This window comes from Nitrospirota bacterium, from assembly GCA_040752355.1.
Taxonomy (GTDB): domain Bacteria; phylum Nitrospirota; class Thermodesulfovibrionia; order Thermodesulfovibrionales; family Dissulfurispiraceae; genus JBFMCP01.
Genome location: JBFMHE010000025.1, coordinates 15,004 through 38,221, shown reverse-complemented (window position 1 = coordinate 38,221; position 23,218 = coordinate 15,004). Strand labels below are relative to the sequence as shown.

Annotated in this window: 21 protein-coding genes; 7 read left to right on the top strand and 14 right to left on the bottom strand. The window is 60.1% G+C overall.

Features of this window, described 5'->3' with window-relative positions; genetic code table 11:
* The first annotated feature begins 1 nt into the window (after position 1).
* The 3 genes from AB1805_15300 to AB1805_15290 all read left to right on the top strand — a co-directional run bounded on the left by AB1805_15300 (position 2) and on the right by AB1805_15290 (position 2,064).
* Positions 2–184, top strand: coding sequence for a hypothetical protein (locus AB1805_15300; protein MEW5746795.1), 183 nt, complete (start codon positions 2–4; stop codon positions 182–184).
* An 84-nt stretch (positions 185–268) separates the two neighbouring features.
* Positions 269–1,894, top strand: a complete 1,626-nt coding sequence (locus AB1805_15295) for an L-lactate permease (protein MEW5746794.1) — start codon at positions 269–271, stop codon at positions 1,892–1,894.
* 5 nt (positions 1,895–1,899) lie between these two features.
* The gene (locus AB1805_15290; protein ID MEW5746793.1) at positions 1,900–2,064 is read left to right on the top strand and encodes a hypothetical protein; all 165 of its coding nucleotides are present in this window, start codon (positions 1,900–1,902) and stop codon (positions 2,062–2,064) included.
* A gap of 61 nt (positions 2,065–2,125) precedes the next feature.
* Here the strand turns inward: AB1805_15290 and AB1805_15285 are convergent, their stop codons facing one another.
* From AB1805_15285 to AB1805_15275, 3 genes are all read right to left on the bottom strand, one after another.
* Complete coding sequence (locus tag AB1805_15285; protein MEW5746792.1) at positions 2,126–3,055, bottom strand: hypothetical protein; 930 nt, start codon at positions 3,053–3,055, stop codon at positions 2,126–2,128.
* A gap of 319 nt (positions 3,056–3,374) precedes the next feature.
* Positions 3,375–3,581 (bottom strand): helix-turn-helix domain-containing protein, encoded by a 207-nt coding sequence (locus tag AB1805_15280; protein MEW5746791.1) that lies wholly within the window; start codon positions 3,579–3,581, stop codon positions 3,375–3,377.
* 25 nt (positions 3,582–3,606) lie between these two features.
* Positions 3,607–4,140 carry a tetratricopeptide repeat protein gene (locus AB1805_15275; GenBank protein MEW5746790.1) on the bottom strand — a complete coding sequence of 178 codons (534 nt, stop codon included), beginning with the start codon at positions 4,138–4,140 and terminating at the stop codon, positions 3,607–3,609.
* 125 nt (positions 4,141–4,265) lie between these two features.
* On the opposite strand from AB1805_15275, the gene rnhA reads away from it, so the two are divergent.
* Positions 4,266–4,760, top strand: a complete 495-nt coding sequence (gene rnhA, locus AB1805_15270; protein ID MEW5746789.1) for a ribonuclease HI — start codon at positions 4,266–4,268, stop codon at positions 4,758–4,760.
* Positions 4,747–5,973, top strand: coding sequence for a U32 family peptidase (locus AB1805_15265; protein ID MEW5746788.1), 1,227 nt, complete (start codon positions 4,747–4,749; stop codon positions 5,971–5,973). The genes rnhA and AB1805_15265 overlap by 14 nt, the downstream gene beginning before the upstream one ends.
* A gap of 42 nt (positions 5,974–6,015) precedes the next feature.
* Here AB1805_15265 and AB1805_15260 read toward each other — a convergent pair whose 3' ends face one another.
* Both AB1805_15260 and AB1805_15255 read right to left on the bottom strand, forming a co-directional pair.
* Positions 6,016–6,435: a DUF86 domain-containing protein gene (locus AB1805_15260; GenBank protein MEW5746787.1), complete on the bottom strand. Its 420-nt coding sequence runs from the start codon at positions 6,433–6,435 to the stop codon at positions 6,016–6,018.
* Positions 6,425–6,853, bottom strand: a complete 429-nt coding sequence (locus AB1805_15255; protein MEW5746786.1) for a nucleotidyltransferase domain-containing protein — start codon at positions 6,851–6,853, stop codon at positions 6,425–6,427. The genes AB1805_15260 and AB1805_15255 overlap by 11 nt, the downstream gene beginning before the upstream one ends.
* A gap of 891 nt (positions 6,854–7,744) precedes the next feature.
* Here AB1805_15255 and AB1805_15250 point away from each other — a divergent pair.
* Positions 7,745–8,230: a ferritin family protein gene (locus tag AB1805_15250; protein ID MEW5746785.1), complete on the top strand. Its 486-nt coding sequence runs from the start codon at positions 7,745–7,747 to the stop codon at positions 8,228–8,230.
* A gap of 48 nt (positions 8,231–8,278) precedes the next feature.
* On the opposite strand, the gene AB1805_15245 is transcribed toward AB1805_15250, so the two are convergent.
* The 9 genes from AB1805_15245 to AB1805_15205 all read right to left on the bottom strand — a co-directional run bounded on the left by AB1805_15245 (position 8,279) and on the right by AB1805_15205 (position 22,619).
* Positions 8,279–10,039 (bottom strand): lactate permease LctP family transporter, encoded by a 1,761-nt coding sequence (locus AB1805_15245; protein MEW5746784.1) that lies wholly within the window; start codon positions 10,037–10,039, stop codon positions 8,279–8,281.
* Between the two features lie 13 nt (positions 10,040–10,052).
* Entirely contained in the window at positions 10,053–13,694 is a 3,642-nt protein-coding gene (gene nifJ, locus AB1805_15240) for a pyruvate:ferredoxin (flavodoxin) oxidoreductase (GenBank protein MEW5746783.1), read from the bottom strand.
* A gap of 117 nt (positions 13,695–13,811) precedes the next feature.
* Positions 13,812–15,194 (bottom strand): YihY/virulence factor BrkB family protein, encoded by a 1,383-nt coding sequence (locus AB1805_15235; protein MEW5746782.1) that lies wholly within the window; start codon positions 15,192–15,194, stop codon positions 13,812–13,814.
* 105 nt (positions 15,195–15,299) lie between these two features.
* On the bottom strand, positions 15,300–15,524 hold the full coding sequence (locus AB1805_15230) for a DUF2892 domain-containing protein (GenBank protein MEW5746781.1): 225 nt from the start codon (positions 15,522–15,524) through the stop codon (positions 15,300–15,302).
* Between the two features lie 57 nt (positions 15,525–15,581).
* Positions 15,582–18,806, bottom strand: coding sequence for an efflux RND transporter permease subunit (locus tag AB1805_15225; GenBank protein MEW5746780.1), 3,225 nt, complete (start codon positions 18,804–18,806; stop codon positions 15,582–15,584).
* 10 nt (positions 18,807–18,816) lie between these two features.
* The gene (locus AB1805_15220) at positions 18,817–19,947 is read right to left on the bottom strand and encodes an efflux RND transporter periplasmic adaptor subunit (GenBank protein MEW5746779.1); all 1,131 of its coding nucleotides are present in this window, start codon (positions 19,945–19,947) and stop codon (positions 18,817–18,819) included.
* A gap of 11 nt (positions 19,948–19,958) precedes the next feature.
* Complete coding sequence (locus tag AB1805_15215; protein ID MEW5746778.1) at positions 19,959–21,302, bottom strand: TolC family protein; 1,344 nt, start codon at positions 21,300–21,302, stop codon at positions 19,959–19,961.
* 31 nt (positions 21,303–21,333) lie between these two features.
* On the bottom strand, positions 21,334–22,017 hold the full coding sequence (locus AB1805_15210) for a 4Fe-4S binding protein (GenBank protein ID MEW5746777.1): 684 nt from the start codon (positions 22,015–22,017) through the stop codon (positions 21,334–21,336).
* Between the two features lie 200 nt (positions 22,018–22,217).
* On the bottom strand, positions 22,218–22,619 hold the full coding sequence (locus AB1805_15205; protein ID MEW5746776.1) for a metalloregulator ArsR/SmtB family transcription factor: 402 nt from the start codon (positions 22,617–22,619) through the stop codon (positions 22,218–22,220).
* A gap of 161 nt (positions 22,620–22,780) precedes the next feature.
* Here AB1805_15205 and AB1805_15200 point away from each other — a divergent pair, with 161 nt between their 5' ends.
* The gene (locus AB1805_15200) at positions 22,781–23,215 is read left to right on the top strand and encodes a DNA polymerase ligase N-terminal domain-containing protein (GenBank protein ID MEW5746775.1); all 435 of its coding nucleotides are present in this window, start codon (positions 22,781–22,783) and stop codon (positions 23,213–23,215) included.
* The last annotated feature ends 3 nt before the right edge of the window (positions 23,216–23,218 follow it).

The window sequence follows — 23,218 nt, the reverse complement described above, 5'->3', positions numbered from 1 at the left end:
GATGAGAAAAAAGACGCTGTTTACCGCTGCCGCCCTGCTTCTTGCGGTTTCATTGGCTCTCATTGTGTACGGCTTGCAGGCCGAAACACCATGGTTGTGGCACACCGGCTTATGGACGATCGTTCTGGCAATGATCCTTTCCCTCGCTTCGCACTGGAGCGATCGGGGGCGCCGCAAAGAATGATCGAAAGAATCCGCCACAGATATTCTTCAGCGCGAGGCGAAGTATTCATGCCCTTTACGGAACGCAGCAACGAGAGGTGATGCAATGCAGAATCAACTCCCCATAACGCTGCTTCACTGGATAGTGGCCCTTCTTCCGATCCTCGTCCTCCTCTTTCTCCTCGTCTTCCGCAGGTGGAAGGGGCCGCAGGCAGGCCCGGTGAGCATGTTCACCGCCTGGGCGATCGCACTTCTTTTCTTTCGCACCCCCTTCGAAACTCTGGCGGTCGCCAGCGCAAAGGGCGTCTGGGACGCGATCTTCATTCTCTACGTTATCTGGCCGGCCCTTCTCCTCTATAAAGTAGCTGACCGTGCCGGGGCCTTCGAAGCGCTCAGGCTGGGCATACGCCATTTCAGCCGGAACAGGCTCTTTCTGGTGCTCGCCTTCGGCTGGGTCTTCGTCTCCTTTCTCCAGGGGATTGCGGGATTCGGCGTTCCGATAGCGGTTGCCGCGCCCCTACTCGTCGCAATAGGAGTGAGGCCGCTTTATGCCGTAGCCATTGCGCTGATCGGCCACGCCTGGGCGAACATGTTCGGGACCCTCGCGGTCGGCTGGCTCGCGACCATCAAGGTGGTGGAGCTTGAGAATGTGACCGGGACCGCATTTCAAGCGGCGCTCCTGCTCTGGATCCCCGACCTCCTGGCGGGCTTTACCATTGCGTGGCTCTTCGGCAGGATGAGCGGGGTCCGGCATGCATGGCCCCTCGTCCTCATCATCTCTCTCATCCACGGCGGGGGACAGCTCGCGCTGGTGCTCTGGAATCCGGTCGTTTCGACCTTCATCCCCGCAACCGTCGCATTGGGTGCGCTCTATCCTCTTTCGCGCTGGGAGAGGTACAGTGAGCCTCAAGACATCGAGAGCGACGTCATGCAGGAGCGGAAGGGAAAGAATGAGACGGAAGAGAGAGAGCCTGTCATGGGGCTCTGGATGTCCGTATTGCCCTATATCGTTCTGGCGGTATCAATTGTAATAGGGTCCGGCATCCCCCAGGTCGAAAGCATTCTGGGCCGGTTCGAGATCGGCTTGCCTTTCCCGGAGACGACGACCGGATACGGGCTCACCACAGAGGCGACCCGACCCTATTCACCGTTCAGTCTTTTCACCCATCCCGGCACGTACCTCCTGCTCGCGTCGCTTATAGGCTGGGCAGTATACCGTGCTAAAGGCTATTACCGGAAAGCCGGCGGAGAGAAGGAGGGCATCTGGAGCGGACTGACCGGCAATGCGATCCCCGCCTCGATCGCGGTCACCTCGTTCCTGGTGCTGAGCAAGACAATGGACGATTCGGGACAGACGAATGTGCTGGCGTTCGGCATCTCGGCGGTATCTCCTCCCCTGGTATACGCGTTCTTTGCGAACTGGATCGGGATTGTGGGGGCCTTCATCACATCGAGCAACACCGCCTCGAACATCCTCTTCTCGCCTCTTCACGATACCGTGGCACAGACGGAGCAGGCGCTCTCCCAGACAACGCTCATCGCAGCCCAGTCCACGGGCGGCGCGATCGGCAACGCGATAGCGCCCGCCAATATCATTCTGGGGACGAGCACGACGCAGCAGACCGGCAAGCTCGGCGAGATCCTGAAGATGACGCTCCCCTGGGCAGCCGTTGCCGCGGTATTGACCGGTATTGTCACTGTTCTGATAAATAACGTGACGTTTGTGAGGTAGCGCGAATGCTTATACAAGGTATCGCACTGGTCCTGATGCTCGTCTCCTTTCCGCTCATCAGCTTCGGGGCGACCGGTGAGGCGCCGTGGCTCTGGCGGGCCGGGCTTGTTGCATTGGCTATAGGCGGGCTTATCCCTGCGGCGCTGCGCTTTTTCGAATCGGCAGACTAAGGGGAGGCAGCTCCGGCCTGCCGCACCCGGAACCACTGCGGAAGAAGTGCGCGCCCGGTCCTCAGTAGACGAAGCTGAACCCCGCGGTGCCGTAGACGATCGTGTTGTCTGCATCATCGAGGGGCCTTCCGGCATCGGCTATGGCTTTGTCACGGACAATCAGATGGATCCCGGCGCTGAAGTTCCAGTTGCCGTACTCCTTCGGGATGAATTCCAGGGGGAGCGCTGCAGCGAGCCCTGCGCTTCCGAACGCTAGGACATCGTCATCATCGGGAGTATAGTACTTATCGAATCCCAGGCCCGCCTCGATCGGCACCTTGAGGGTAAGACCGCTGCCCTGTATCGGGTTGAAGCTGGGAGTAATAGACACCCCTGCAAAATAGCCGTCGCCCTCATCTGCGGGAAAGACTATCTTGGCTTGCGGTGAAAGGCTGCCTATGAAGTTCTTCCCGGTGTACATCACTGCCGCGGCAACCTCCTCCGCAGTATCGGAAACGTCATTGGGGCTGGTAAAGGCGGTGTAGGTCAGTCCGAACAGCAGATCATTGGAGGTCCGCGTTGTCAATGCGGCAAAGTTGTTGGACTCGTACCAGATCTCCGGGCTGGTCGCATTGTCGAACGGCTCCTCGTCGCTCACGGCGTTCTGGGTGGCGAGCGTGAGGTTCAGGTTGCGCAGCCAGCCCTGGTTTCGCTCGATAAGCCTGAAAACGACCTTCAGTGTTCCGGATACCGCGATATCGTTCAGCTCTTCCCTGACGTCGTCGAATCTTCCGCGTGTGTAGTCAGCCGTGCTGATGCCCAGGCTGCCTATGAGATGGATCCTGGCCCCGCTCGGCGTCGTATCCTTCGTGATGCTCCCGAGCGAATCCACCGAGATAACCTCCTTCTGCTCAGCGGCAAACGCCCTCTGATGACCCAGCAGCACCAGCACCAGCGAAGCAATCAGTAAGACATGCACGCAGAATCCGCCTCTGCCGCAGCTCCTCTTCATTGTTAACTCCCCCTTCCGTATCCGCAATGTTCTTTAGATGGAATCGGAATGTGGCCCTTACATAATTACATAGCACATTTATCTTCAGGCCTCAACAGAATTTTTCTGCTGCATTGAATTCGTGCCCTTCGATAATCAGCGGCAGCTTTAGTTCTCCGAGCCTGCGGAGTATTCAGGTTATACAACCTCTGGGAATAGACACCTGACCTCTCAATTTCCTGGTGAAGCCATGAAGGGCGCTTGTAGTTTTCATCAACGAAACTAATGATTACCGCAATTTACTTCTTCCTTCTCAGTTCCTCCTTCTCACTTGTCTTTTTCAGATGATCTCGTTATTCTCGAGAATCTCCTGCGCCTTTTTCCTGTGCTCCTCGATCCATTGGTCGATGTCGCTCTTCTTGAAAATGACGACCCCGGCCGGGGTCGTGACGGAAGGTATCTTGTTTGCCGCAACGAGGCGGTTGATCGCCTGCTCGGTAAGCTTCAGGTACTTTGCGAGCTGGTGAATGTTAAAATATGCTTCCATGATCCCCGGCCCCCCTTGCTGGCGTCTAATTCCCCGCCTTGAGCTCTTTCAGGGTTTGTCGTATCTGGGACGCATCCTGAGCGAAGGGGGAGAGCTCGAGATACTTCTCGAACTCTTTTGCCGCCCCTGTCTTGTCCTTGAGGTCGAAGAGCAGCGTTACCCCGAGATTCCTGTGTGCATAGGGGTGCTTGGGATTGATCTCGATCGCTTTCCGGTACTCCTCGACCGCCTTGGCCGAGTTGCCCATACCCCGGTAGCAGGTCGCCATATCGACGCGCACGTCTACGTTCCTGGGGTCTATGGCGAGCGCCTTCTGGTAGGCATCGACAGCTTCGCTGAAACGCGAGGTGTCCATCATGATATTGCCGAGCTGTATCCATGCAGTGACATTACCGGGGTCCTTCCTTACCGCATCCTGCAGCAGTGCTATCTCCTGGGCATTCTGCTGCGGCATCTGCAGCGGCGCCCCTGCATGGGGCAGCTGGCCTTTCGGCTCCTGCTGCTGCTGGCACGCGCCTATGGTAAAGAGCAATAGAACAATCGCGATAATCCTCTTCATAATTTTCCTCCTGGGTCGGGCAATCGAGCTGTGTGAGTACCTATACTAGCAAAAGAGACCTCTCCATTAAAAGAGCGGATACCGGCTGGCACCGGGAGTATGAAAAACGGTAATATAAAGGTCTTATGGCGCACGATACCCATCGCGATAAACAGGGCGGTAAGCCGCTCGTCGAGATCTTTGCGGACGGCGCGTGCAGCGGCAATCCGGGCGTCGGCGGCTTCGGGGCGATCCTCAGGTCAGGGGAAAAGGAGCGCGAGCTGTCGGGGTGCGAGCCGTTGACCACCAATAACCGCATGGAGCTGCTCGGCGTCATCGCCGCGCTCGAGGCGCTCAAGCGTCCCTGCAGGGTCAGGGTCACCACGGATTCGAACTATGTGGTGAAGGGCATGAGCGAGTGGCTCTCGGGCTGGCTCCGGAACAACTGGAGGAACTCCCAGAAAAAAGAGGTGCTCAACCGCGACCTCTGGGAACGGCTGATCAGGGCGGCGGAGCCTCACGAAGCGACGTGGCACTGGATCAAGGGGCATGACGGGCACCCGGAGAACGAGCGCTGCGACCGGCTCGCACGCGAGGCGATAGAGGAATGCCGTACGAGGATGCTGCATGAGAAAGCCTGAGCTGCTCGCCCCTGCGGGCGACTTCGAGAAGCTGGTGACCGCGCTCCATTACGGGGCCGATGCGGTCTACCTCGGCGATTCGCGCTTCAGCCTCAGGGGCAAGGCGCGGAACTTCCAGCCCGAAGAGCTTGCGGCAGCGGTCTCCTATGCCCGCGCCCGGGGAGCGAGGGTCTATGCGACCGTGAATATCTTCCCTCACAACAGGGATCTGGGTGAGATCGGGGAGCATATACGGGTCCTCAGGGAGATCAGACCCGATGCGGTCATCCTCTCGGACCCCGGCGTCTTCTCCCTCTTCAGGAAGAGGGCCCCGGAAATCGATATCCACGTCAGCACGCAGGCGAATATCACCAATACGGAATCGGCGCGGTTCTGGGAAGAGCTGGGCGCGAAGCGGCTCATCCTTGCACGGGAGCTGTCGATCGGCGAAATAAAGGAGATCCGCGATGCGGTCGGCATCGAGCTCGAGGTCTTCGTCCACGGGTCGCTCTGCCTCTCCTACTCGGGCCGCTGCTATATCAGCAGCTTTCTCGCCTCCCGGAGCGCCAACACGGGGGAGTGCACCAATTCCTGCCGGTGGAGCTATGCGCTCATGGAAGAGAAGCGTCCGGGAGAGTACTTCCCGGTCTTCGAGGACGACCGGGGCACCTATATCATGAGCTCGAAGGACCTCTGCATGGTCGGGCACCTGCCGCTCCTCGCCGCTGCCGGCATCGACAGCTTCAAGATCGAAGGAAGGATGAAGGGGATCAATTATGTCGCCGGGGTGGTGAAGACTTACCGCGAGGCGGTCGACGCAGTGGCCCGCGGAGGCGAATACCGCGTCGATCCCCGCTGGCTCAGGGAGCTCTCGATGTTCAGCAGCAGGGGATATACGGCGGGCATGTTCTTCGGCAGGCAGCCCGACAACGATTACAACTTCGACGGCGAGAGCTACCGCACGAGCCACGAGCTCGTCGGCGTGGTCCTCGAGGTCAACGGTGATCGTGCAAGGATCGGATTGCGAAACAGACTCGACCTCGGAGATGTAATCGAGTACCTCTCGTCCGGCGTTGAAGAGCAGCGCTTTACTGTTGAAGCGATGCGCGATGTGGAAGGCATGAGTATTGCCTCTGCACGGAATGAGGATACCATTTTCATGAACGTTCCTCCCGGCGTGCGGCCGAACGACCTGATACGAAGAGAGAAAAACTTCAGGGCGGCGCCGGCGTAAATCTTTTATTGCCCCGTTTGCGGGTAAAGCGGGGCGGGCCGGCTAAAGATTATATTTCAGAATAACCGCTTTGCAGAACTTCTCGATGTCGGAAAGATGTTTTTTCCACACCGTATAGACTATATCCAGGTCTACTTTCTCGTATTCATGGACAACGATATTCCTGAACCCGACCATCTGTTTCATCTTCTTCGAAAGAGACGCTGTAATTACTTTCTTGTTCGCCAGAATTTCAAAAATGCTTGCCTGGGTATCAGGTGATTCCCATTCCTGGTCGCTTATAATATGGGCGCCTATATCGCTGCATGCCTGGATCGCCTGGACAAGATTAAAGAGAATAAGGCTCTGGAGATCTTCATCCTTCTTGAATAATCGAAGGCCGGGATCTTTTTTTTGACGTATTGTCTTCAGGTATTTCGCTATCCGTTCCAGTTTTTTGCCGATGAGAGCTTTATCGACCACAAGAAGACCTCCTGAAGCGATCTGCCACTGCTTTGCGGCAGATGTTTTCCGTATAGGTAAAATCCAGGTACTCAATGATCGCCCTTGTCCTGAACCTCACTCTCAGTTTCCGGTTCCTGTCAAAGAGCACCTTGCTTGCAGCGAGCACATGATGTTTCAAAAAAGATGAGGCGGTATTCAGTATGACGATATCGACCGGCCGCAGGGAAAACCGAGGGGAAGCCGCATAATAAGCCCTTTTTAGCTGTTGAAAGGTGTTCCCTCCCATTTTGGATTCATCCACGAGCACCGCGATATCGATATCGCTCTCGGCTGTCTCCCTGCCTTTTGCGAGACTGCCGAACAAAAACAGGGCCGAAACCTCGTTCCGGTCTTTGAAATAGTCGGCAATGCGTTTTATGTCGTCACTGTTCCTCATGGAGGCATGCTCATAGTTTGTTTTGTTAAGAAATTATATCACATATGTCGGGTTCGACATTTCCCCGGGCTTCCCTGGAAAATTCTGAGCCTCACGGAGAAGTAGAACCGCACATATGGGCATGTCGATTGCGAGTTATTCCTCCTGCATCGCAGCTTACGGGCAACCGAGCTGTCGAGCATTATTTCTGGAATTAAACGCTGGGGAATTGAGCCGATCGCGGCGGACTCCACATTCAAGTCCTCGCTGCAACAACAGCCCAGAGGATGCGATGTGCCGATTGGTAGTCAGCTAACCAATGTTGAGCAGAAAACTCGATAACATGACAAACAGGATGGCACTCAAATTTACACATATACTCTGCGGTTTCTTCCTGAGATTGAAGAGGACGTCATCTCCGGTTGCCTTATCGCTGTAAGCGCCAACGAAAGGCATGAGCTGACCGTACACTGCCTGTAGGGTCAAGTAGTATCAGCTACATCTAGTGCGCAATCTCCCAACCTCTTCGTGCTTCGCTGCTCTTTAGCCCAAACTGGTACCCTGAATAAATCGCTGTCCCTGCTTCGGCGTTCAGGCCGGTCCCCCTTTCTTTTAAGCGCAAGCCTCTTGAACAATAGTCTGATATAATTTTTTTAGGGTGTGAATACAAACTGTATTCGTCACGAGACCGAGCGCACCGTGCTCGGGCAAGGCGGCCCCAAAGTTATGGTAACTGGACGGGGTCCCCGAAGATCGGAAATCTTCGGGGTGAAAGTACGTCCGGAGGCGTAGCGGAGCTGCGGTGAGGACGTTTTGTCCGGGACAGCGAAGTCAGTGCACGGTGCAGCCGGTCGCAGTAGAAAATAGTTTGTATTCACACCCTATAGCCTCAATATGCCTGGAGGTGATGACATGGATATCTATGACTATGCGATGCAGCTCGAGAAGGACGGGGAGCTCTACTACCGCGAGCTCTCCGGGAGGGTGGTCAATGCGGGGCTGAAGAATATACTGACGATGCTCGCCGATGCCGAGGTGAAGCACTATGAGCTCTTCGGCAAGATGAAGCGGAACGAGCCGGTCGAGGTGCCCGACTCCCCGATCCTCGACGACGTGAAGAATATCTTCGTCAAGATGCGGGACGAGGGTGAAGCGATAACCGACAACGGGTCGGAAGTGGACCTCTACGCGAGGGCGCAGCAGATCGAGGAGAAGACCCGTGACTTCTACCGTGAGAAGGCGGGAGAGGTGGCAGATCCCCGCCAGAAGCAGGCACTCCTGAAGATCGCGGACGAAGAGCAGCGGCACTACCTCATTCTCGAGAATATCATCGAGTTCGTCTCCCGGCCCTTCACCTGGCTCGAAAACGCCGAGTGGTATCATCTCGAAGAATACTGACCGGAACGCCCGCCCTGCCCACTCGAGCAGGAGCCGGGCGCCCCTTTATCATTGCCGTGCGCGGCGCCGTGTAGCAAGCCGGCTCGCCGCAAGGAAGACGAGCAGCACCAGCGCCAGGGAGACCGCCAGGGAGAGCACTCCCTCTATCGTCATCATCGGCGTCCGCGCTGCCTCTTCTGCTGCCGCGACTCTCCGGTATTCCGGCGCGGCCCACGGGACTGCGTATGCCTCCATGAGCGTCATGACGCCGATCAGCAGGGTGAGCAGGAGCGAGTGTTTGAGGGTGAAACGGAAGAGATCCGCCTCGCGGCCTGCCAGGCCCACCGCTGCCGTAGCGATCGCTATCGATTGGGGAGAGATCATCTTCGCCGTAACCCCGCCGGTGCTGTTCGCGGCAACGGCGATCACCGGGTTGATCCCTGTCTGCAGCGCCGTCACTTCCTGGAGCTTGCCGAAGAGCGCATTCGCCGAGGTGTCGGACCCGGTGATGAAGACGCCCAGCCATCCTATGAACGGAGAGAAGAAGGGGAAGAGCGCCCCGGTCGCTGCAAAGGCATGAGCGAGGGCGATCGAGATGCCGGAGAAGTTCGAGAGGTAGGCGAAGCCCAGGACCACGGCGATGGTGACGATCGAGAAGCGCATGGTCTTCGCGGTCTCCCCGAAGATCCTCGCCCCCTCGCGGACAGGCGCCTTGAGGAGCAGGAGGGTCGCTATGCCTGCCAGGAAGATCGCGGTGCCGGGTGAGCTGAGATAGTTGAAGGTGAAGAGGGCGGGCATCGGCTGCCCGTCGCTGATGACCGCGGCGTGGAGTCCGGGGATGGCGAAGGTGACGAGGCCGAGGGCATCGAGGGTCTGCTTGACCGGCGGGAGGCCCCAGGCAGCGACAACGATAGTGAGAATGACGAACGGCGCCCAGGCCCTGAAGACCTGCCCTCCGGTGTAGACGAGTCTCGTCTTGCCCCTGCTCGGGGGCTCCTCGGCGAACCGCCAGCTCACGGCAGGGTGCCAGACCCTCAGGAAGAGAGTGAGCAGGACGATCGAGACGAGGGAGGCGATGATATCCGGCAGGAACGGTCCCAGGTAGGCTGCGGTGACCCATTGGGAAACGCCGAAGGATACGCCGCTGACGAGCACGGCCGGCCATGCCTCGGCCACTCCTCTCCGTCCTGCCATCAATCCGACGAGATAGAAGGGGATGACCGCGGACAGGAAGAGCAGGTTGAGGCCGACGAGCCTGCTGATGGCCATGAAGTCTACATTCGTGACCTGGCCTGCGACGATGATCGGGATGCCGATCGCGCCGAAGGCGACGGGCGCGGTGTTGGCGAGCAGGCAGATGCCCGCTGCATAGAGGGGCGTGAAGCCCAGGCCCGCGAGCATCGCCGCCGAGATGGCTACCGGCGCGCCGAACCCGGCCGCTCCCTCGAGAAAGGAGCCGAACGAGAAGGCGATGAGCAGGGCCTGGAGCCGGCGGTCGTCGGTGATGGCGGCGATGGAGTTCTTGATGACCTCGAACTGCCCGGCTTTGACGGTGATATTGAAGAGAAAGACGGCGGTGACCACGATCCAGGCGATGGGGAAGAGGCCGAAGAGCATCCCGTCGACGAGAGCGAGCAGGGCGAGCCCGGCCGGCATGCCGAAGCCGATGACCGCAACGGCAAAGGCGCTGCCCGCGGCGATGAGGGCGGCGTGGTGTCCCTTCATCCGCCTCACCGCCAGGGCCCAGAACATCGCCAGGATCGGGATGGCGGCGATGAGGGCCGAGAGAAAGACATTGTCGAGCGGATCGGCGTCCATCTTCCAGGACATGGATCCCCTCCTTTCAGCCCTGCTTGCTCTCGGCGTGCTCCTCGCTCTTCGCCCCTGCCGGGTTCCATGACGCCATGTGCTTCAGGTAGCTCCACCGCCTCTTTGCGTCCGCCTCGGCCTGCTGCATCAGCCTGGCGGCGAGGTCGGGGTTGAAGCGCTGGAGCATGCGGTAGCGGTTTTCGCTGTAGGCGTAGTCGGCAAAGGAGATGGTCGGCTCGCTGCTGTCGATGGTCAGGGGATTCCTGCCCTCTTTCTCGAGATCGGGGTTGTAGCGGTAGAGCGGCCAATGGCCCGAGGCGACCGCCTTCTTGTTGTGCTCGACCGTCTCGGCCAGGTTGAACCCCTGGGCGATGCAGGTCGCATAGGCGATGATGAGCGAGGGGCCGTTGAAGGCCTCTGCTTCGAGGAACGCCTTGACCGTCTGGCCCGGGTTGGCGCCGAAGGCTACCTGCGCGATATAGATGCTGCCGTAGGTCGACATGATCATCCCGATGTTCTTTTTCGGCGTCCTCTTCCCGCCTGCGGCGAACTGCGCCACTGCCGAGAGCGGGGTCGACTTGGAGGTCTGCCCCCCGGTATTGGAGTAGACCTCGCTGTCGAGGATGAGGAGGTTGATATTCCTGCCCGAGGCGAGCACATGATCGACCCCGCCGTAGCCGATGTCGTAGGCCCATCCATCGCCGCCGACGGCCCAGACCGACTTCTTCACCAGGTAGTCGGCCAGTAAACGGAGGTTGATCGCCTGGGGGGCGGTGTCGTTCCTGATGCGTTCTTTGAGCTCCGCCACCCGTGACCGCTGTTCCTCGATACCCTGTTGTGATGACTGATCCGCGGTCTTCAGCTGTTCGAAGAGGTGCCAGGCGTCTCCGTAGGAGGGATGGGCTATGAAATAGTTCAGCAGCCGGAGCGCTTCGCTGCGGAAGAAGTCTATTGTCTGGCGCATGCCGAAGCCGAACTCGGCGTTGTCCTCGAAGAGCGAGTTCGACCACGCCGGGCCCTTGCCGTCGTGGCGTACGGTATAGGCGGCGTCCGGCAGGTTCGCCGTATAGATCGAGGAGCAGCCCGTGGCATTGGCGATGAGCATCCGGTCGCCGAAGAGCTGGCTGAGCAGGCGGAGGTAGGGCGTCTCGCCGCAGCCGGCGCAGGCGCTGTGGAATTCGAAGAGCGGCCGCCTGAACTGGCTCCCCTTTACCGTGGCTATGTTGTAGCGCGGGAGATCGAGCTCCGGGAGGGTCATGAAGAAATTGAAGTTCCGCACCTCTTCGTCCCGGTGCTCCTCCTGGAACCGCAGGTTGATCGCCTTCAGGTCCGGCAGCCTGTTGCCGTCCGCATCTTTCCCGTAGGCAGGGCAGGCGAAGACGCAGGAGCCGCAGCCGGTGCAGTCCTCGGGCGCCACCTGCACGGTGAACCTGAGCCCCTCGAGCCCCTTGCCTTTCGCAGCAGCCGATTTAAAGGAGGGCGGGGCGTTTTCGAGAAGGGAGGGATCGCAGGCGTTTATCCTGATCGTGGCATGGGGGCAGACGAAGGAGCAGAGCCCGCACTGGATGCATATCTGCGGTTCCCAGATGGGGATCTCGACCGCGATATTCCTCTTCTCGTACTGGGTGACTCCCGTGGGCCAGGCGCCGTCGACCGGGAGCGCGGAGACCGGCAGGAAATGGCCTTTGCGGGCGAGGATCGCCCCATTGACGCGCTTTATGAACTCCGGGGTGTTCTCGGGCATGATAGGCCGCTGCCGCTTTCCGCTCGTGACCCTGTCCGGCACCGGGACCTCGGCGATGCTCTTCACCGCCCGGTCCACGGCCTCGTAGTTCATTGCGACGACCGCCTTCCCCTTCTTGCCGTAGGTCTTTTCGATCTGGTCTTTGAGCGCGGCGACCGCCTGCTCCTGCGGCAGTATCCCCGAGATGATGAAGAACGCGGTCTGCATGATCATGTTGATCTTGGTGCCGAGCCCGATATCGTTCGCGATCGAGATGGCGTCGATGACGTAGAACTTCATCTTCTTTGCGATGAGCTGCTCCTGGATCTCGACCGGCAGCGTATCCCACGCCTCGTCTTTGCCGTACGGCGTGGTGAGCAGGAAGACTGCGCCTTCTTCGGCCTGGGAGAGCATGTCGAGCCGTTCGAGGAACGAGGGGTTGTGGCAGGCGATGAAGTTCGCCGAGAGCACGAGATAGGGGCTCCGGATCTCCTCCTCGCCGAAGCGGAGGTGGGAGACGGTGACCGAGCCCGACTTTTTCGAATCGTAGACGAAGTAGGCCTGGGCGTAGTTGCCGGTCTCGGTCCCGATGATCTTGATCGCGTCCTTGTTGGCGCCGACCGTGCCGTCCGCGCCGAGGCCGTAGAAGAGGGCGCGGAACATCCGCTCTCCCTCGATGCGGAAGGCCTTCTCGTCGTAGTCGAGGCTGGTATGCGTGACATCGTCGTTGATGCCGACGGTGAAGTGGTTCTTCGGCTGCGCTGCGGCGAGATTGTCGAAGACCGCTTTCGCCATGGCAGGGGTGAAGTCCTTGGACGCGAGGCCGTAGCGGCCGCCGATGATCGCCGGGTACTCCTTGAAGGGAGCGATGCCCTTTTCCATCGCCTCGCCGATCGCGGTCCGCACGTCGAGGTAGAGGGGCTCGCCGACGGCGCCCGACTCCTTGGTCCGGTCGAGCACCGCGATGGCCCGGACGCTCGCGGGGAGCGCCCCGGCAAAGGACTCGACCGAGAAGGGGCGGAAGAGCCTCACCTGGACCAGGCCGAGCCGTTCGCCCCGCTTATTCAGCTCATCGATGGCGAGGAGCATCGCCTCGCCCGCGGACCCCATGATGACGCCGACCCGCTCCGCCTCGGGGTGGCCGTGGTACTCGAATATACGGTACTGCCGCCCCACGATGCCGGCGAAGCGGTCCATCGCGTTCTGTACGATCCCGGGCGCGGCGTTATAGAATCTGTTGACCGTCTCCCTTCCCTGAAAGTAGACGTCGGGGTCCTGGGCGGTGCCGCGTATCATGGGCCGGTCGGGGGTGAGCCCTCTCGTACGGTGCGCGGCGACGAGGTCGTCATCGATCATGGCCCGCATATCGTCGAACGAGAGCTCTTCTATTTTCCGTATCTCGTGGGAGGTCCTGAAGCCGTCGAAGAAGTGCAGGAAGGGTATTCTCGATTCGAGCGTGGCTGCCTGGGCGATGAGGGCGAAGTCCATCGCCTCCTGGACGCTCTTCGAGCAGAGCATCGCAAAGCCGGTCGAGCGGACCCCCATCACATCCGAATGGTCGCCGAAGATCGAGAGGCCCTGCACGGCGAGCGCCCGGGCGGTGATGTGGAATACCGTCGGCGTGAGCTCTCCGACGAGCTTGTACATTACCGGCATGATCAGCAGGAGCCCCTGCGAGGCCGAGACGGTCGTAGCCAGGGCGCCGGTCGTCAGGGCGCCGTGCACTGCTCCGGCGACCCCTGCCTCGGACTGCATCTGGTAGACCTCCGGCACGCTCCCCCAGATGTTCGTCTCTCCCTTTGCGGACTTCTCGTCGCATATCTGGGCGATAGGGGTGGACGGGGTTATGGGATAGATGGTGATGATCTCATTGGTGGCATGGACCACATGAGCGCACGCGGCGCAGCCGTCGACGGTGATCGTCTTTCTCTCTTGTCTGGCTTTATCGATCATGGGGACGTCCTCCCTCATGGATGATGCTTGAGTGCAGCGGTTTTTACGGTGAGGAGATATACACTAATTATAAGCGATATTTCCGCTGTTTCAAATCGGGAGGGAGCGGGCCGGGGCTTACGAAGAGACCGGCAGCTCTTCGGTCTGCATGCGGCCGGGGCGCATGCCGGCGTGAGCGTCCCTGCAGGAGAGGACGACGCTCTTGAGTGTCCTTTCTTCCAGGGTGTCGCTCACCGCGGCGTCGATCTCGCGAACGATGCGGTCAGCCTCGGCGGTCACGGGACGCTGTCCGTAGGAAGTCACCGTATCATCGCCGAAGGTCCTTACCGCGGTGACGATATCTTTAAGGGTGATCGTTTCGATGTCCCGCGCAGGGAGGTAGAGCGGGGGATCGTCGCAGGTCTCGAGGAGCAGCCGCTTCTGTGTCAGGATCGAGAGCACGTCGGCAAGAGCGGCGACCGGGATGCCGAGGTGCCTCATGAGCGAGGTCCGGGTCCAGGGAGGGATATTGCAGTAATGGTTGTAGCCGGCCAGGATCATTACCTGGAGCGAGAGCGCCTCCTTGATCCGGCTGCTCATGAGCCCCAGCTGTTTCCGGGGCGTGAGCAACTGGGGATGCTGGTGGTAAAACGATATCTCCGCGCCGACCAGGAGAATGAGCCAGTTGAGATAGAGCCAGAGCATGAAAAGAATGACGATCGCGAACCCCGAGTAGATGGCCGAGTACCGCGCCGACGAAGCGATGAACGAGGCGTATGCCCAGCCCGACGCCTCCCAGAGGACAGCCGCAAAGATGCCCCCTGCCAGGGCCGAGCGGAGGTGTACCTTTACATTGGGTATGAAGCTGTAGAAGAAGGTGAGGGCCGCAGTAATGAGAATGAACGGCGCGATGGTGCTCGCGAGATAGGCGACGGTGCCGAAGGGCTCGAAGGCGACGATCCACCGGACAACGCTTGTGCTCATGACCGAGGCGGTGATGCCCATGGCGGAAAAGACGAGGACCGGGCCGATCAGGAGGACGCTGAGGTAATCGCTGAACCGCCGCATGAAGCTGCGGGGCCTGCTGATCTTCCAGATATCGTTGAAGGCCTCTTCGATCTGCTGAATGACTGAAATGACGGTGTATACCAGGAAGACGAGGCCGACCGCGCCGAGCACGCCGACATTGATATTCTCGACGAAGCCGATGATCCTGCTGCTGAGCTCGACACCCTTCTCGCCGAGGGGCTCGAAGAACCTGAGCAGGAGCGGCCACAGCTGGTTGTGTACGCCGAAGGCCTTCAGTACGGAAAAGCTCACCGCGATGAGCGGAACGAGCGAGAGCAGTGTGGTGTAGACGAGGCTCGTCGCCCGCAGGGTAAGCCGGCCCTCGTAGACATCGCGGACCGCCACGTAGAGCAGCTGCAGCAGCTCCGTTATGAACGCCCCGGCCCTGCTGCGCGCCGGAAGTCTCTTCCCCCACAATAGTCTGACGATGCCGCTATTGATCCGGCTCCACATAATTACATTCTAGCACCGATTTTTAACGACCGTGATGAGTAATGAGTAAAACGGCTATGGGGGCTGTCTTTTACCGATCACGCATCACGGATTACTCGTCACGACTTATCGTTGCAATCGCGGTTTTGCTCCCAGGCGGTACAGGATATTCGCCATCAGGCAGAACCCGGTAAGGGCGAAGACGATCAGGTTGAACCCGACCAATGCTGTCAGGATAAGCCAGTAAGGGCTGAACACCCACGCGAGGACCGCGCTCGCAAGGGTGAAGAGCCCGGCAAGGAGCAGGACGAACCGCTCCAGATACCAGTCGTCGGTTTTAGCCAGGTACATAATTTCCTCCTTAAACAAGGGCAAGGGCGTTCCGTGACTCCGCGCTCTGCCGGGGCCCTATCCTTTCGCCTTGCCCGATTCCCGGTTTTTATACACGTAATACAGAACCGGCACCATGGTGCGCGACAGCAGCGTAGCCGCGACCTCGCCCGCCATCAGGGAGATAGCCATGCCCTGGAAGATCGGGTCGAAGAGAATGACCGACGAGCCGACGACGACCGCGGCAGCGGTCAGGAGCATCGGACGGAACCGGATGATCCCCGCCTGCACCACCGCTTCCTTGAGCGGCACGCCCTCGGCGAGCTTCAGCTCGATAAAGTCGACGAGGATGATGGAGTTCCTCACCACGATGCCTGCGCCGGCGATGAAACCGATCATGGAGGTGGCGGTGAAGAAGGCGCCCATGAGCGCATGGCCCGGGAGTATGCCGATGAGCGAGAGCGGGATCGGCGCCATGATGACGAGGGGGACGATGAAGGAGCGGAACCATCCCACCACCATGACGTAGATGAGGATCAGCACCGCGGCAAAGGCGATACCGAGGTCCCTGAACACCTCGTAGGTGATATGCCATTCGCCGTCCCATTTCATCGCGTACCGGTCTTCGAGCCAGGGCTGCACCGCCGAATACTGCTGCATGGCGTATCCTTCAGGCAGTCGTATGGTGTTGATCGTCTCCTTCATCTTCAGTATGGCGTAGACCGGGCTCTCCTCGGTGCCCGCTACATCGCCGGTGACGTAGACGACCCGCTTCAGGTTTTTCCGGTAGATGGTCTTGTCCTCTATGCCCTCTTTCACCGTGACGAGCTCGGAGAGGGGTACGAGATTCCCCGAGCTCGAGGGCAGGGTCAGCTCCCTGAGATCGTCGGTCCCGGCCCGTTCCGCAAGGGGCGTTCTGAGGAAGAGCTCGACCGGCTCCTTGTCCTTCTCGATATGGGCGAGTCCTGCCACGCTCCCTCCGAGGGCGACCCCGAGGGTCCGGGCTACGGCATCGGTGCTTATGCCGTGGTATGCCGCCTTCTCCTTATCCACGTCGAAGACGATTTTTTTCTGGTCGTCCTCGACGTACCAGTCCACATCCACCACGCCGGGGGTCTTTTCGAAGACCTCCCTGACGGTCCGGGCAATGGCGAGCTGCCGGTCGAAGTCGGGCCCGTAGATCTCGGCAACGAGGGTGCTCAATACCGGGGGGCCCGGCGGAATCTCGACGACTTTTATGCGGGCGTGGTAGGCATCGCCGATCCTCTTGATCTCGGGCCTGAGGCGTTTTGCGATCTCGTGGCTCTGCGCCTTCCGCCTGTCTTTCGAAACGAAATTCACCTGGATATCGGCCATGGTGCTTCCCGAACGCATGAAGTAGTGCCGCACCAGGCCGTTGAAGTTGAAGGGCGCTGCAGTGCCGATATAGGACTGGTAGTGCGTCACCTCGGGGACGGTCTCGAGGTAGTCGCCTATGGCGCGGGTCACTGCCGCGCTCTGCTCGAGCGTGGAGCCTTCGGGCATGTCGATGATCACCTGCAGCTCGCTCTTGTTATCGAAGGGAAGCATCTTGACCGTCACGAACTTCAGGGGCACGAGCAGAAAGGCCGCGCCGAGGAGCCCCAGGACGAGCAGCAGGCCGAAAAAGCGTTTCCTCTTGCTTTCGAGAAGCCCTCTCAGGTTTTTCTCGTAGACATGATTCAGCGCGCCGATGATCCTGCTTTCATCCCTGTCCTCACGCGCGGACTCCTCTTTCCTGGTCCCCTTCAGCACGATGTAGCTCAGCCAGGGGCTTATGATGAAGGCGATGAGCAGGGAGATGAGCATCGCTGCAGAGGCCCCGACCGGGATGGGGCGCATATAGGGGCCCATGAGACCCGAGACGAAGGCCATGGGGAGGAGGGCGGCGATGACCGTGAAGGTGGCGAGGATGGTCGGGTTGCCGACCTCGTCGACGGCAGCCACCGCCGTATCGGTATCGACCCTCCCCATTTTGAAGTGGCGGTGGATATTCTCTACCACGACGATGGCATCATCGACGAGGATGCCGATCGAGAAGATCAGCGCAAAGAGCGTCACCCTGTTCAGGGTGTACCCGTACATATAATTGACGAGTATGGTGAGCGCGAGCGTGACCGGCACTGCCACCGCTACGACGAGCGACTCCCTCCAGCCGAGGGCGAGGGCGATGAGTATGGTGACCGAGATGGCGGCGATGAGCATGTGCTCGAGGAGCTCATCCGACTTTTCCTTCGCCGTTTCGCCGTAGTTCCTCGTGGTGGTGATCTGCACGTCCGAAGGAATGACGCCCCCTCTGATCGCCTCGATCTTCTCGAGCGCCCGCTCGGCGATATGCGTCGCGTTGGTCCCCTTCTTCTTGGCGATGGCGATCGTCACCGCTTCGTACTGGCGATGCGCCGGCGTATTTTCGGATGCGCCGATACGGTTATACGCGGGGCCGAACCCCATGAATACGTAGTTCGCGGGCTCTTCCGGGCCGTCGGTCACCGCAGCCACATCCCTGAGATAGACGGGGCTCCCGTTGTAGACGCCGACAACGACGCTGCCCACCTCCTCGGCGCTGCGGAGGAAGGAGCCCGCGTCGACGACGAGCTCCCTGTTCTTCGAAGGGAACGCCCCCGCAGGCAGGACGAAGTTGGCTTTCCGGAGCATATCCGTTATCTGGAGCGGGGTGATGCCGTAGGCGCTGAGCCGCGAGGGCTCCAGGCTGATCCGCATCTGCCGCCGCTGTCCGCCGATGACCGTGAATTCCGCTATGTCCTGGTCCTTCTTCAGCTCGTCGCAGACCTCGACGGCGATCCTCCGCAGCTCGTAGCCGCCGTAGCGTTCGCTCCAGAGCGTAAAGGTCGCTATCGGGACATCGTCGATCGACTTCGGCCGAACAAAGGGCTGCGATACGCCGGGAGGGATCTTGTCGTAGTTGGACATCAGCTTGTTGTAGAGCTTGACGAGGCTGTCCTCCATATTTTCGCCCACGTAGAAACGCACGATCGCCATGCTCATGCCGGGGCGCGAAATGGTATAGACGTACTCGACACCCTTGATCTCCCAGAGGAACTTTTCCATCGGCTTGGTGACCCGCTCCTCGACCTCCTTCGGCGAGGCGCCGGGATAGGAGACGAAGACGTCGATCATCGGCACGACGATCTGGGGCTCTTCTTCGCGAGGCGTAACGACGACCGCAAAGACGCCGAGGATCAGCGAGGCGATGACGATCAGCGGCGTCAGCTTCGATTGGATGAAGGTCTTTGCGATCCTGCCTGCGATCCCTATGGTTCCCATTTCTTCCCTTTTATCTCTGTTCCGGGCTCCGGACCCGCTGCCCTGTGCTCTGTATAATCCCGCCGTCCACCGCCCGCTCGAGGCCGTCCGTTATCACCCGCTCTCCCGGCGCGATGCCCGAGAGGATTTCGACCATGCCGCCGTGCTTTTTCCCGGGGCGCACGAGGCGATAGGTGACGATGCCGCGGGCGTCCACCGTATAGACTCCCGTTAGCTGCCCCTTTTCGACGACCGCCTGCTGCGGCACGACGATAACCTCTTTAGCGCCGACCGGTATGCGTACCTTCGCATAGAGGCCGGTCCTGAGCGCCGGACCGGCGATAGCGCTCTTCACCAGGAAGGTGCGCGACTGGGCATTGACAGCGGGAACGATTTCGCTGACGGCTCCGGTAAGCCTCTGCCCCGTTGCATCGATCGCCACCTCGACGGGCATGCCTGCGCGCAGCGAGCCCGAGAGGCGCTCGTCCACCTGTGCCTCGACCGTGAACGACGAAGTGTCCTCGATGACGAGCAGGGGAACGCCGGGCACGGCCATGCTGCCTGCATCGGCCTTCTTCTCGACGACCACGCCGCTGGTGGGCGCGGTGATGCGCGCATATCCCTGGCCCACCTGCGCTTCCCGCAGCTGCGCCTTTGCCCGTTCGTATCCGAGCTCGGCCACCGTGCGGCGGGTCTCGACCTCGTCGAACTCCTGCCGCGACACCGCCTTTTCGTCCAGGAGCTTCCGATACCGCTGATAGGTGATGTCTTCGAGGGCTTTCTGCTGCTGCGCAGCCTCGACCGCCCTTTCGGCAGCCTGCACCCTCTGTGCCATGTCCCTGTCGTCTATGGTCATCAGGACCTGCCCTGCCCTTACGCGGTCTCCTTCTCTCACCCGCACGGCGGTGATGGTCCCCATCGTCCTGCTCGCCACGGCGCTTACGGTCTTCGCTTTAACAGTGCCGGACGTTTCATAGAAATCGTCCACTGTCGCAGGGGTGATCGTCGTGAGGGCGACACCGGTAACGACCGGCCTCTTCACCTCGACCGCGCCGGGCCCGACCTTGTCCGAACAGCCGGCTGTCAGAAGCCAGAAGCCGGGAGTCAGGAGCCAGAATGAAATAAAAAAAAGGAGTCCTCGCAAATTCCGGCCTCTTTCCATTGTTCCCTCCCTCACTGCTCTCTCTTCAAGTCTTTAAGGATGGTCCCGCTCGCATAGGCGAGGTTCGCAACGGCAATGCGGTACTCGTTCTTTCTCGCCGCATACCCGGCGCGCGCCTGGTCCAGGCTGATCTGCGCATCCAGGAGATCGACGAGCGGCGAGAGGGAATTTTCGTACCGGATCCGCACGAGCCGCGTCCCCTCCTCGGCCGTCTCGAGCGCCGACCGGGCGAGCTCCGTGTTCTTCTTCGCCTCGGCCACCTCGAGATACGCCTCGTGCACCTGGAACGATACCGTATCCCTCAGCCCCTGGAGCATCTCTTCCGTTTCAGCGGCCCTCGATGCTGCCTGCGCCCGTTCGTGCTTCCGCCGTGTCCCGTCGAAGAGTGTCCAGCGCAGAAAGGCGGTCACCTGCCAGCTCTGCCCTTCGGCGCCGAAGGGTATGTTGTGGTCGTTGAGCTGATAGGCGCCCCCGACGCCGACGGTGGGGAGGTAAGCGGCTTCGGCGCGCGTTACGCCGTTCTTCGCGCTCTCCGCGCGCATCGCGAGCGCACGGAGGTCGTTTCTGCCTGATGCAGCGGCGAGGTAGGAGGCGATGTCGCTCACCTGCATATCGGAAGGGGCGACGTCGGCTGCGGTGACCGGCTCTCCCCTGCCGAGCAGCAGGCCGAGCGCGCGGCGGGCTATTTCGAGATTCTTCTGCGCGGTGACGAGCCGCTGCTCGGCCCCGGTGACCGCGGTCGATGCCCGCAGTACGTCGGAATAGAGGCCCAGACCGGCGTCGTGGCGCACCCGTGCGATCCTGAGGTGCTCTCTGGTGTCTTCGACCGTCCTCTCCGCAGCGCCGGCCTGCTCCTTTGCCGTGAGCAGCGAAAAATAGGTGCGGGTGACCTTGAAGGCTATCTCCTCCCTCTTCCGGCGGTACGCTCCGTCTCCGGCTGCATCGTCGAGCCTCGCCATCCTGAGCCCGATCCAGGCCTGCGGCGCGAAGAGCGGCTGCTCGAAGGCGAGAGTGGTCTGGAAGTCGCTGATGGCCTCCGGGTCGTTCAGGGAGCGTATGCGAAAATCTTCCTGGGAGAAACGCTCCTGGTTCAGCTTGGCCATGAACGAGTAGGTCGGGTTGTCGGTGCGCAGAAACCGCTCCTCGAAAGAGATCCTCGGCAGCAGGGAGCTCCGCGCTATGCCGATATCCTCCCGCTGCGCCGAGAGCGCATGCCGGTACGCCCGTATCTCGTAATTCCGGTCGAGGGCGATGGTAACCGCCTCGCTGAGCGTCACCGGCTGCTCCTGGCCGAAGGCCGCTCCGGCGAACAGCGCCAGCACTAAAAGTATGCTCGAGAGAATAGGGATCAGCATAACGCTCCCGATCGTAACGCCCTCACGATGCTCAGGCTGCTTTTTTGTATTCCGGCTCTCCGTTCGCAGGGGCGAAGAGCAGCGCCTTCTTGGGGCAGGCGGCGACGCAGGTCGAGCACTTGATACAGTCGTTGTCGCCCATCACCTCATTCCCCCTGTACTGGTACGGCTTCAGCTGCATCGGGCAGACCTTTGCGCAGGCTGCGCAGGAGGTGCAGGCAGAGCTGATCGTGAGCGGACGCTTCCCTTCGGCGATGAAGTTCCCGAGCGTGCCCATGGGACAGAAGTGGCACCAGATGCGCTGGTGGTACACGACTCCCAGGACAGCTCCAACCAGCGTCGTTACGGTGAGCAGTGTCACCATCGCACGACCTATAGCGTCGATATCGCCCCAGGAAAGATATATCTGCGTTCCGAGTACGCTCAGGAGCACGACGAGCATGAAGACGCGAAAGCCCTTCCTCCTGAAGAACGCGGGTATCTCCCTCTTGGCGCTGATCTTCCCGAGGAAGAGATCGTAGAAGCTCCCCCGCGGGCACATCCAGTCGCACCACGACCGGCCTTTGGAAAAGGCGAGGCCCACCGCGCCGACCATGCAGGCCAGGAGGAAGAACCCCAGCTTCGGGAAAAACCACCCGCCCACGACCACTAACGGCAATCCATACCAGGTAATCATCTGGAGCCTGCTCCGCTTCTCTTTCACTGCGTTAAGCACCCTGTCCTCCTTGTTATTTAGAGTGGTTGATTTAGTGTGTAGGGGGAGTCGGACAAGGCATAGTACATTCGCTCATTCTCGGACGGCATCCAGGCCGTCCTCCGAGGCGGGGCATCCCGCTTCACCATCCCTGGTTTCGCCTAGGCTGCCCAAGCCGCTCATGTACTATGCCTCGCCCGACTCCAAGCCCCTTCATTTCGTTAGTGACTCTTACCATTCGTTCTCATATAGGAAAGGAACGTTTCCATGTCGCACTTGCCCGTCTTTTTCTGGAACTCTTCGCACTCTCGGAGCGAAACCATATCCTTTACGGCAATCGTATCATCTTTCAGGAACTTCCGCATCATCGACAGCAGCGCTGCCTGCCGCGGGGGGACATCCTTCCTGATACGGTAAAACATGAGCTTTCCCTCTCTCCGGTCCTCGAGGAATCCCGCCCTCGAGAGGAGGGAGAGATTGCGGGAGACGAGCGGCTGCGACATGTTCAGCACCCCCATGATCTGGCAGACGCAGAGCTCCTTCTCTTCGAGCAGCAGGATGATCCGCAGCCGCGATTCGTCGGAGACGAGCTTGAAGAGGGTGAGCATTTCTTTCATAAACATATTTATATACGATTATACGATCAATTGTCAAGGGATTTCTAAACAATTAAACTATCGCACGCTCACCATACCGCTCGCATACCATACCCTCCCTCGACGATAACCTACATCTCGACCTTATAATAATTGTAATCCGCTCCTGATTCCGGTATGCTGATGGTATGCCCTGCTTTGTTGTCCACGAGCACCACGCGCGCCATCTCCATTTCGACTTCAGGCTCGAGATGGAGGGAGTGCTCAAGTCATGGGCGGTTCCGAAAGGTCCCTCGATGAATCCTGCCGACAAGCGGCTCGCTGTCATGGTCGAGGACCATCCGCTCGAGTACGGCTCGTTCGAGGGGACGCTCCCCGAAGGCAGTTACGGCGCGGGCGCTGTCGCTCTCTGGGACCGGGGCTCTTGTGCGCTGCGGAAGGGGAGCATTGCCGAAGGCGTGATCGAGTTTCAGCTCGAAGGGGAGAAGCTGAAGGGAGGCTTTGTCCTCACCAGGATGAGGGGGAAAGAGAAGGAGTGGCTCCTGATCAAGAGGCGCGATGCGCATGCCGACCCCGGCTTCAGGCTCCGGCTTGTGCTCGCGAAGACAGGACGTTTAGAATAAACA

Bases quoted from the DNA above. Each gene is read 5' to 3' on its own strand.
- AB1805_15265 (MEW5746788.1), top strand. From the start codon at position 4,747: ATGAGAAAGCCTGAGCTGCTCGCCCCTGCGGGCGACTTCGAGAAGCTG.
- AB1805_15220 (MEW5746779.1), bottom strand. From the start codon at position 19,947: ATGGAAAGAGGCCGGAATTTGCGAGGACTCCTTTTTTTTATTTCATTC.
- AB1805_15215 (MEW5746778.1), bottom strand. From the start codon at position 21,302: ATGCTGATCCCTATTCTCTCGAGCATACTTTTAGTGCTGGCGCTGTTC.
- AB1805_15255 (MEW5746786.1), bottom strand. From the start codon at position 6,853: ATGAGGAACAGTGACGACATAAAACGCATTGCCGACTATTTCAAAGAC.
- rnhA (MEW5746789.1), top strand. From the start codon at position 4,266: ATGGCGCACGATACCCATCGCGATAAACAGGGCGGTAAGCCGCTCGTC.
- AB1805_15245 (MEW5746784.1), bottom strand. From the start codon at position 10,039: ATGTCCTGGAAGATGGACGCCGATCCGCTCGACAATGTCTTTCTCTCG.
- AB1805_15205 (MEW5746776.1), bottom strand. From the start codon at position 22,619: ATGTTTATGAAAGAAATGCTCACCCTCTTCAAGCTCGTCTCCGACGAA.
- AB1805_15285 (MEW5746792.1), bottom strand. From the start codon at position 3,055: ATGAAGAGGAGCTGCGGCAGAGGCGGATTCTGCGTGCATGTCTTACTG.
- AB1805_15295 (MEW5746794.1), top strand. From the start codon at position 269: ATGCAGAATCAACTCCCCATAACGCTGCTTCACTGGATAGTGGCCCTT.
- nifJ (MEW5746783.1), bottom strand. From the start codon at position 13,694: ATGATCGATAAAGCCAGACAAGAGAGAAAGACGATCACCGTCGACGGC.
- AB1805_15280 (MEW5746791.1), bottom strand. From the start codon at position 3,581: ATGGAAGCATATTTTAACATTCACCAGCTCGCAAAGTACCTGAAGCTT.
- AB1805_15275 (MEW5746790.1), bottom strand. From the start codon at position 4,140: ATGAAGAGGATTATCGCGATTGTTCTATTGCTCTTTACCATAGGCGCG.
- AB1805_15300 (MEW5746795.1), top strand. From the start codon at position 2: ATGAGAAAAAAGACGCTGTTTACCGCTGCCGCCCTGCTTCTTGCGGTT.
- AB1805_15290 (MEW5746793.1), top strand. From the start codon at position 1,900: ATGCTTATACAAGGTATCGCACTGGTCCTGATGCTCGTCTCCTTTCCG.
- AB1805_15235 (MEW5746782.1), bottom strand. From the start codon at position 15,194: ATGTGGAGCCGGATCAATAGCGGCATCGTCAGACTATTGTGGGGGAAG.
- AB1805_15250 (MEW5746785.1), top strand. From the start codon at position 7,745: ATGGATATCTATGACTATGCGATGCAGCTCGAGAAGGACGGGGAGCTC.
- AB1805_15230 (MEW5746781.1), bottom strand. From the start codon at position 15,524: ATGTACCTGGCTAAAACCGACGACTGGTATCTGGAGCGGTTCGTCCTG.
- AB1805_15225 (MEW5746780.1), bottom strand. From the start codon at position 18,806: ATGGGAACCATAGGGATCGCAGGCAGGATCGCAAAGACCTTCATCCAA.
- AB1805_15200 (MEW5746775.1), top strand. From the start codon at position 22,781: ATGCCCTGCTTTGTTGTCCACGAGCACCACGCGCGCCATCTCCATTTC.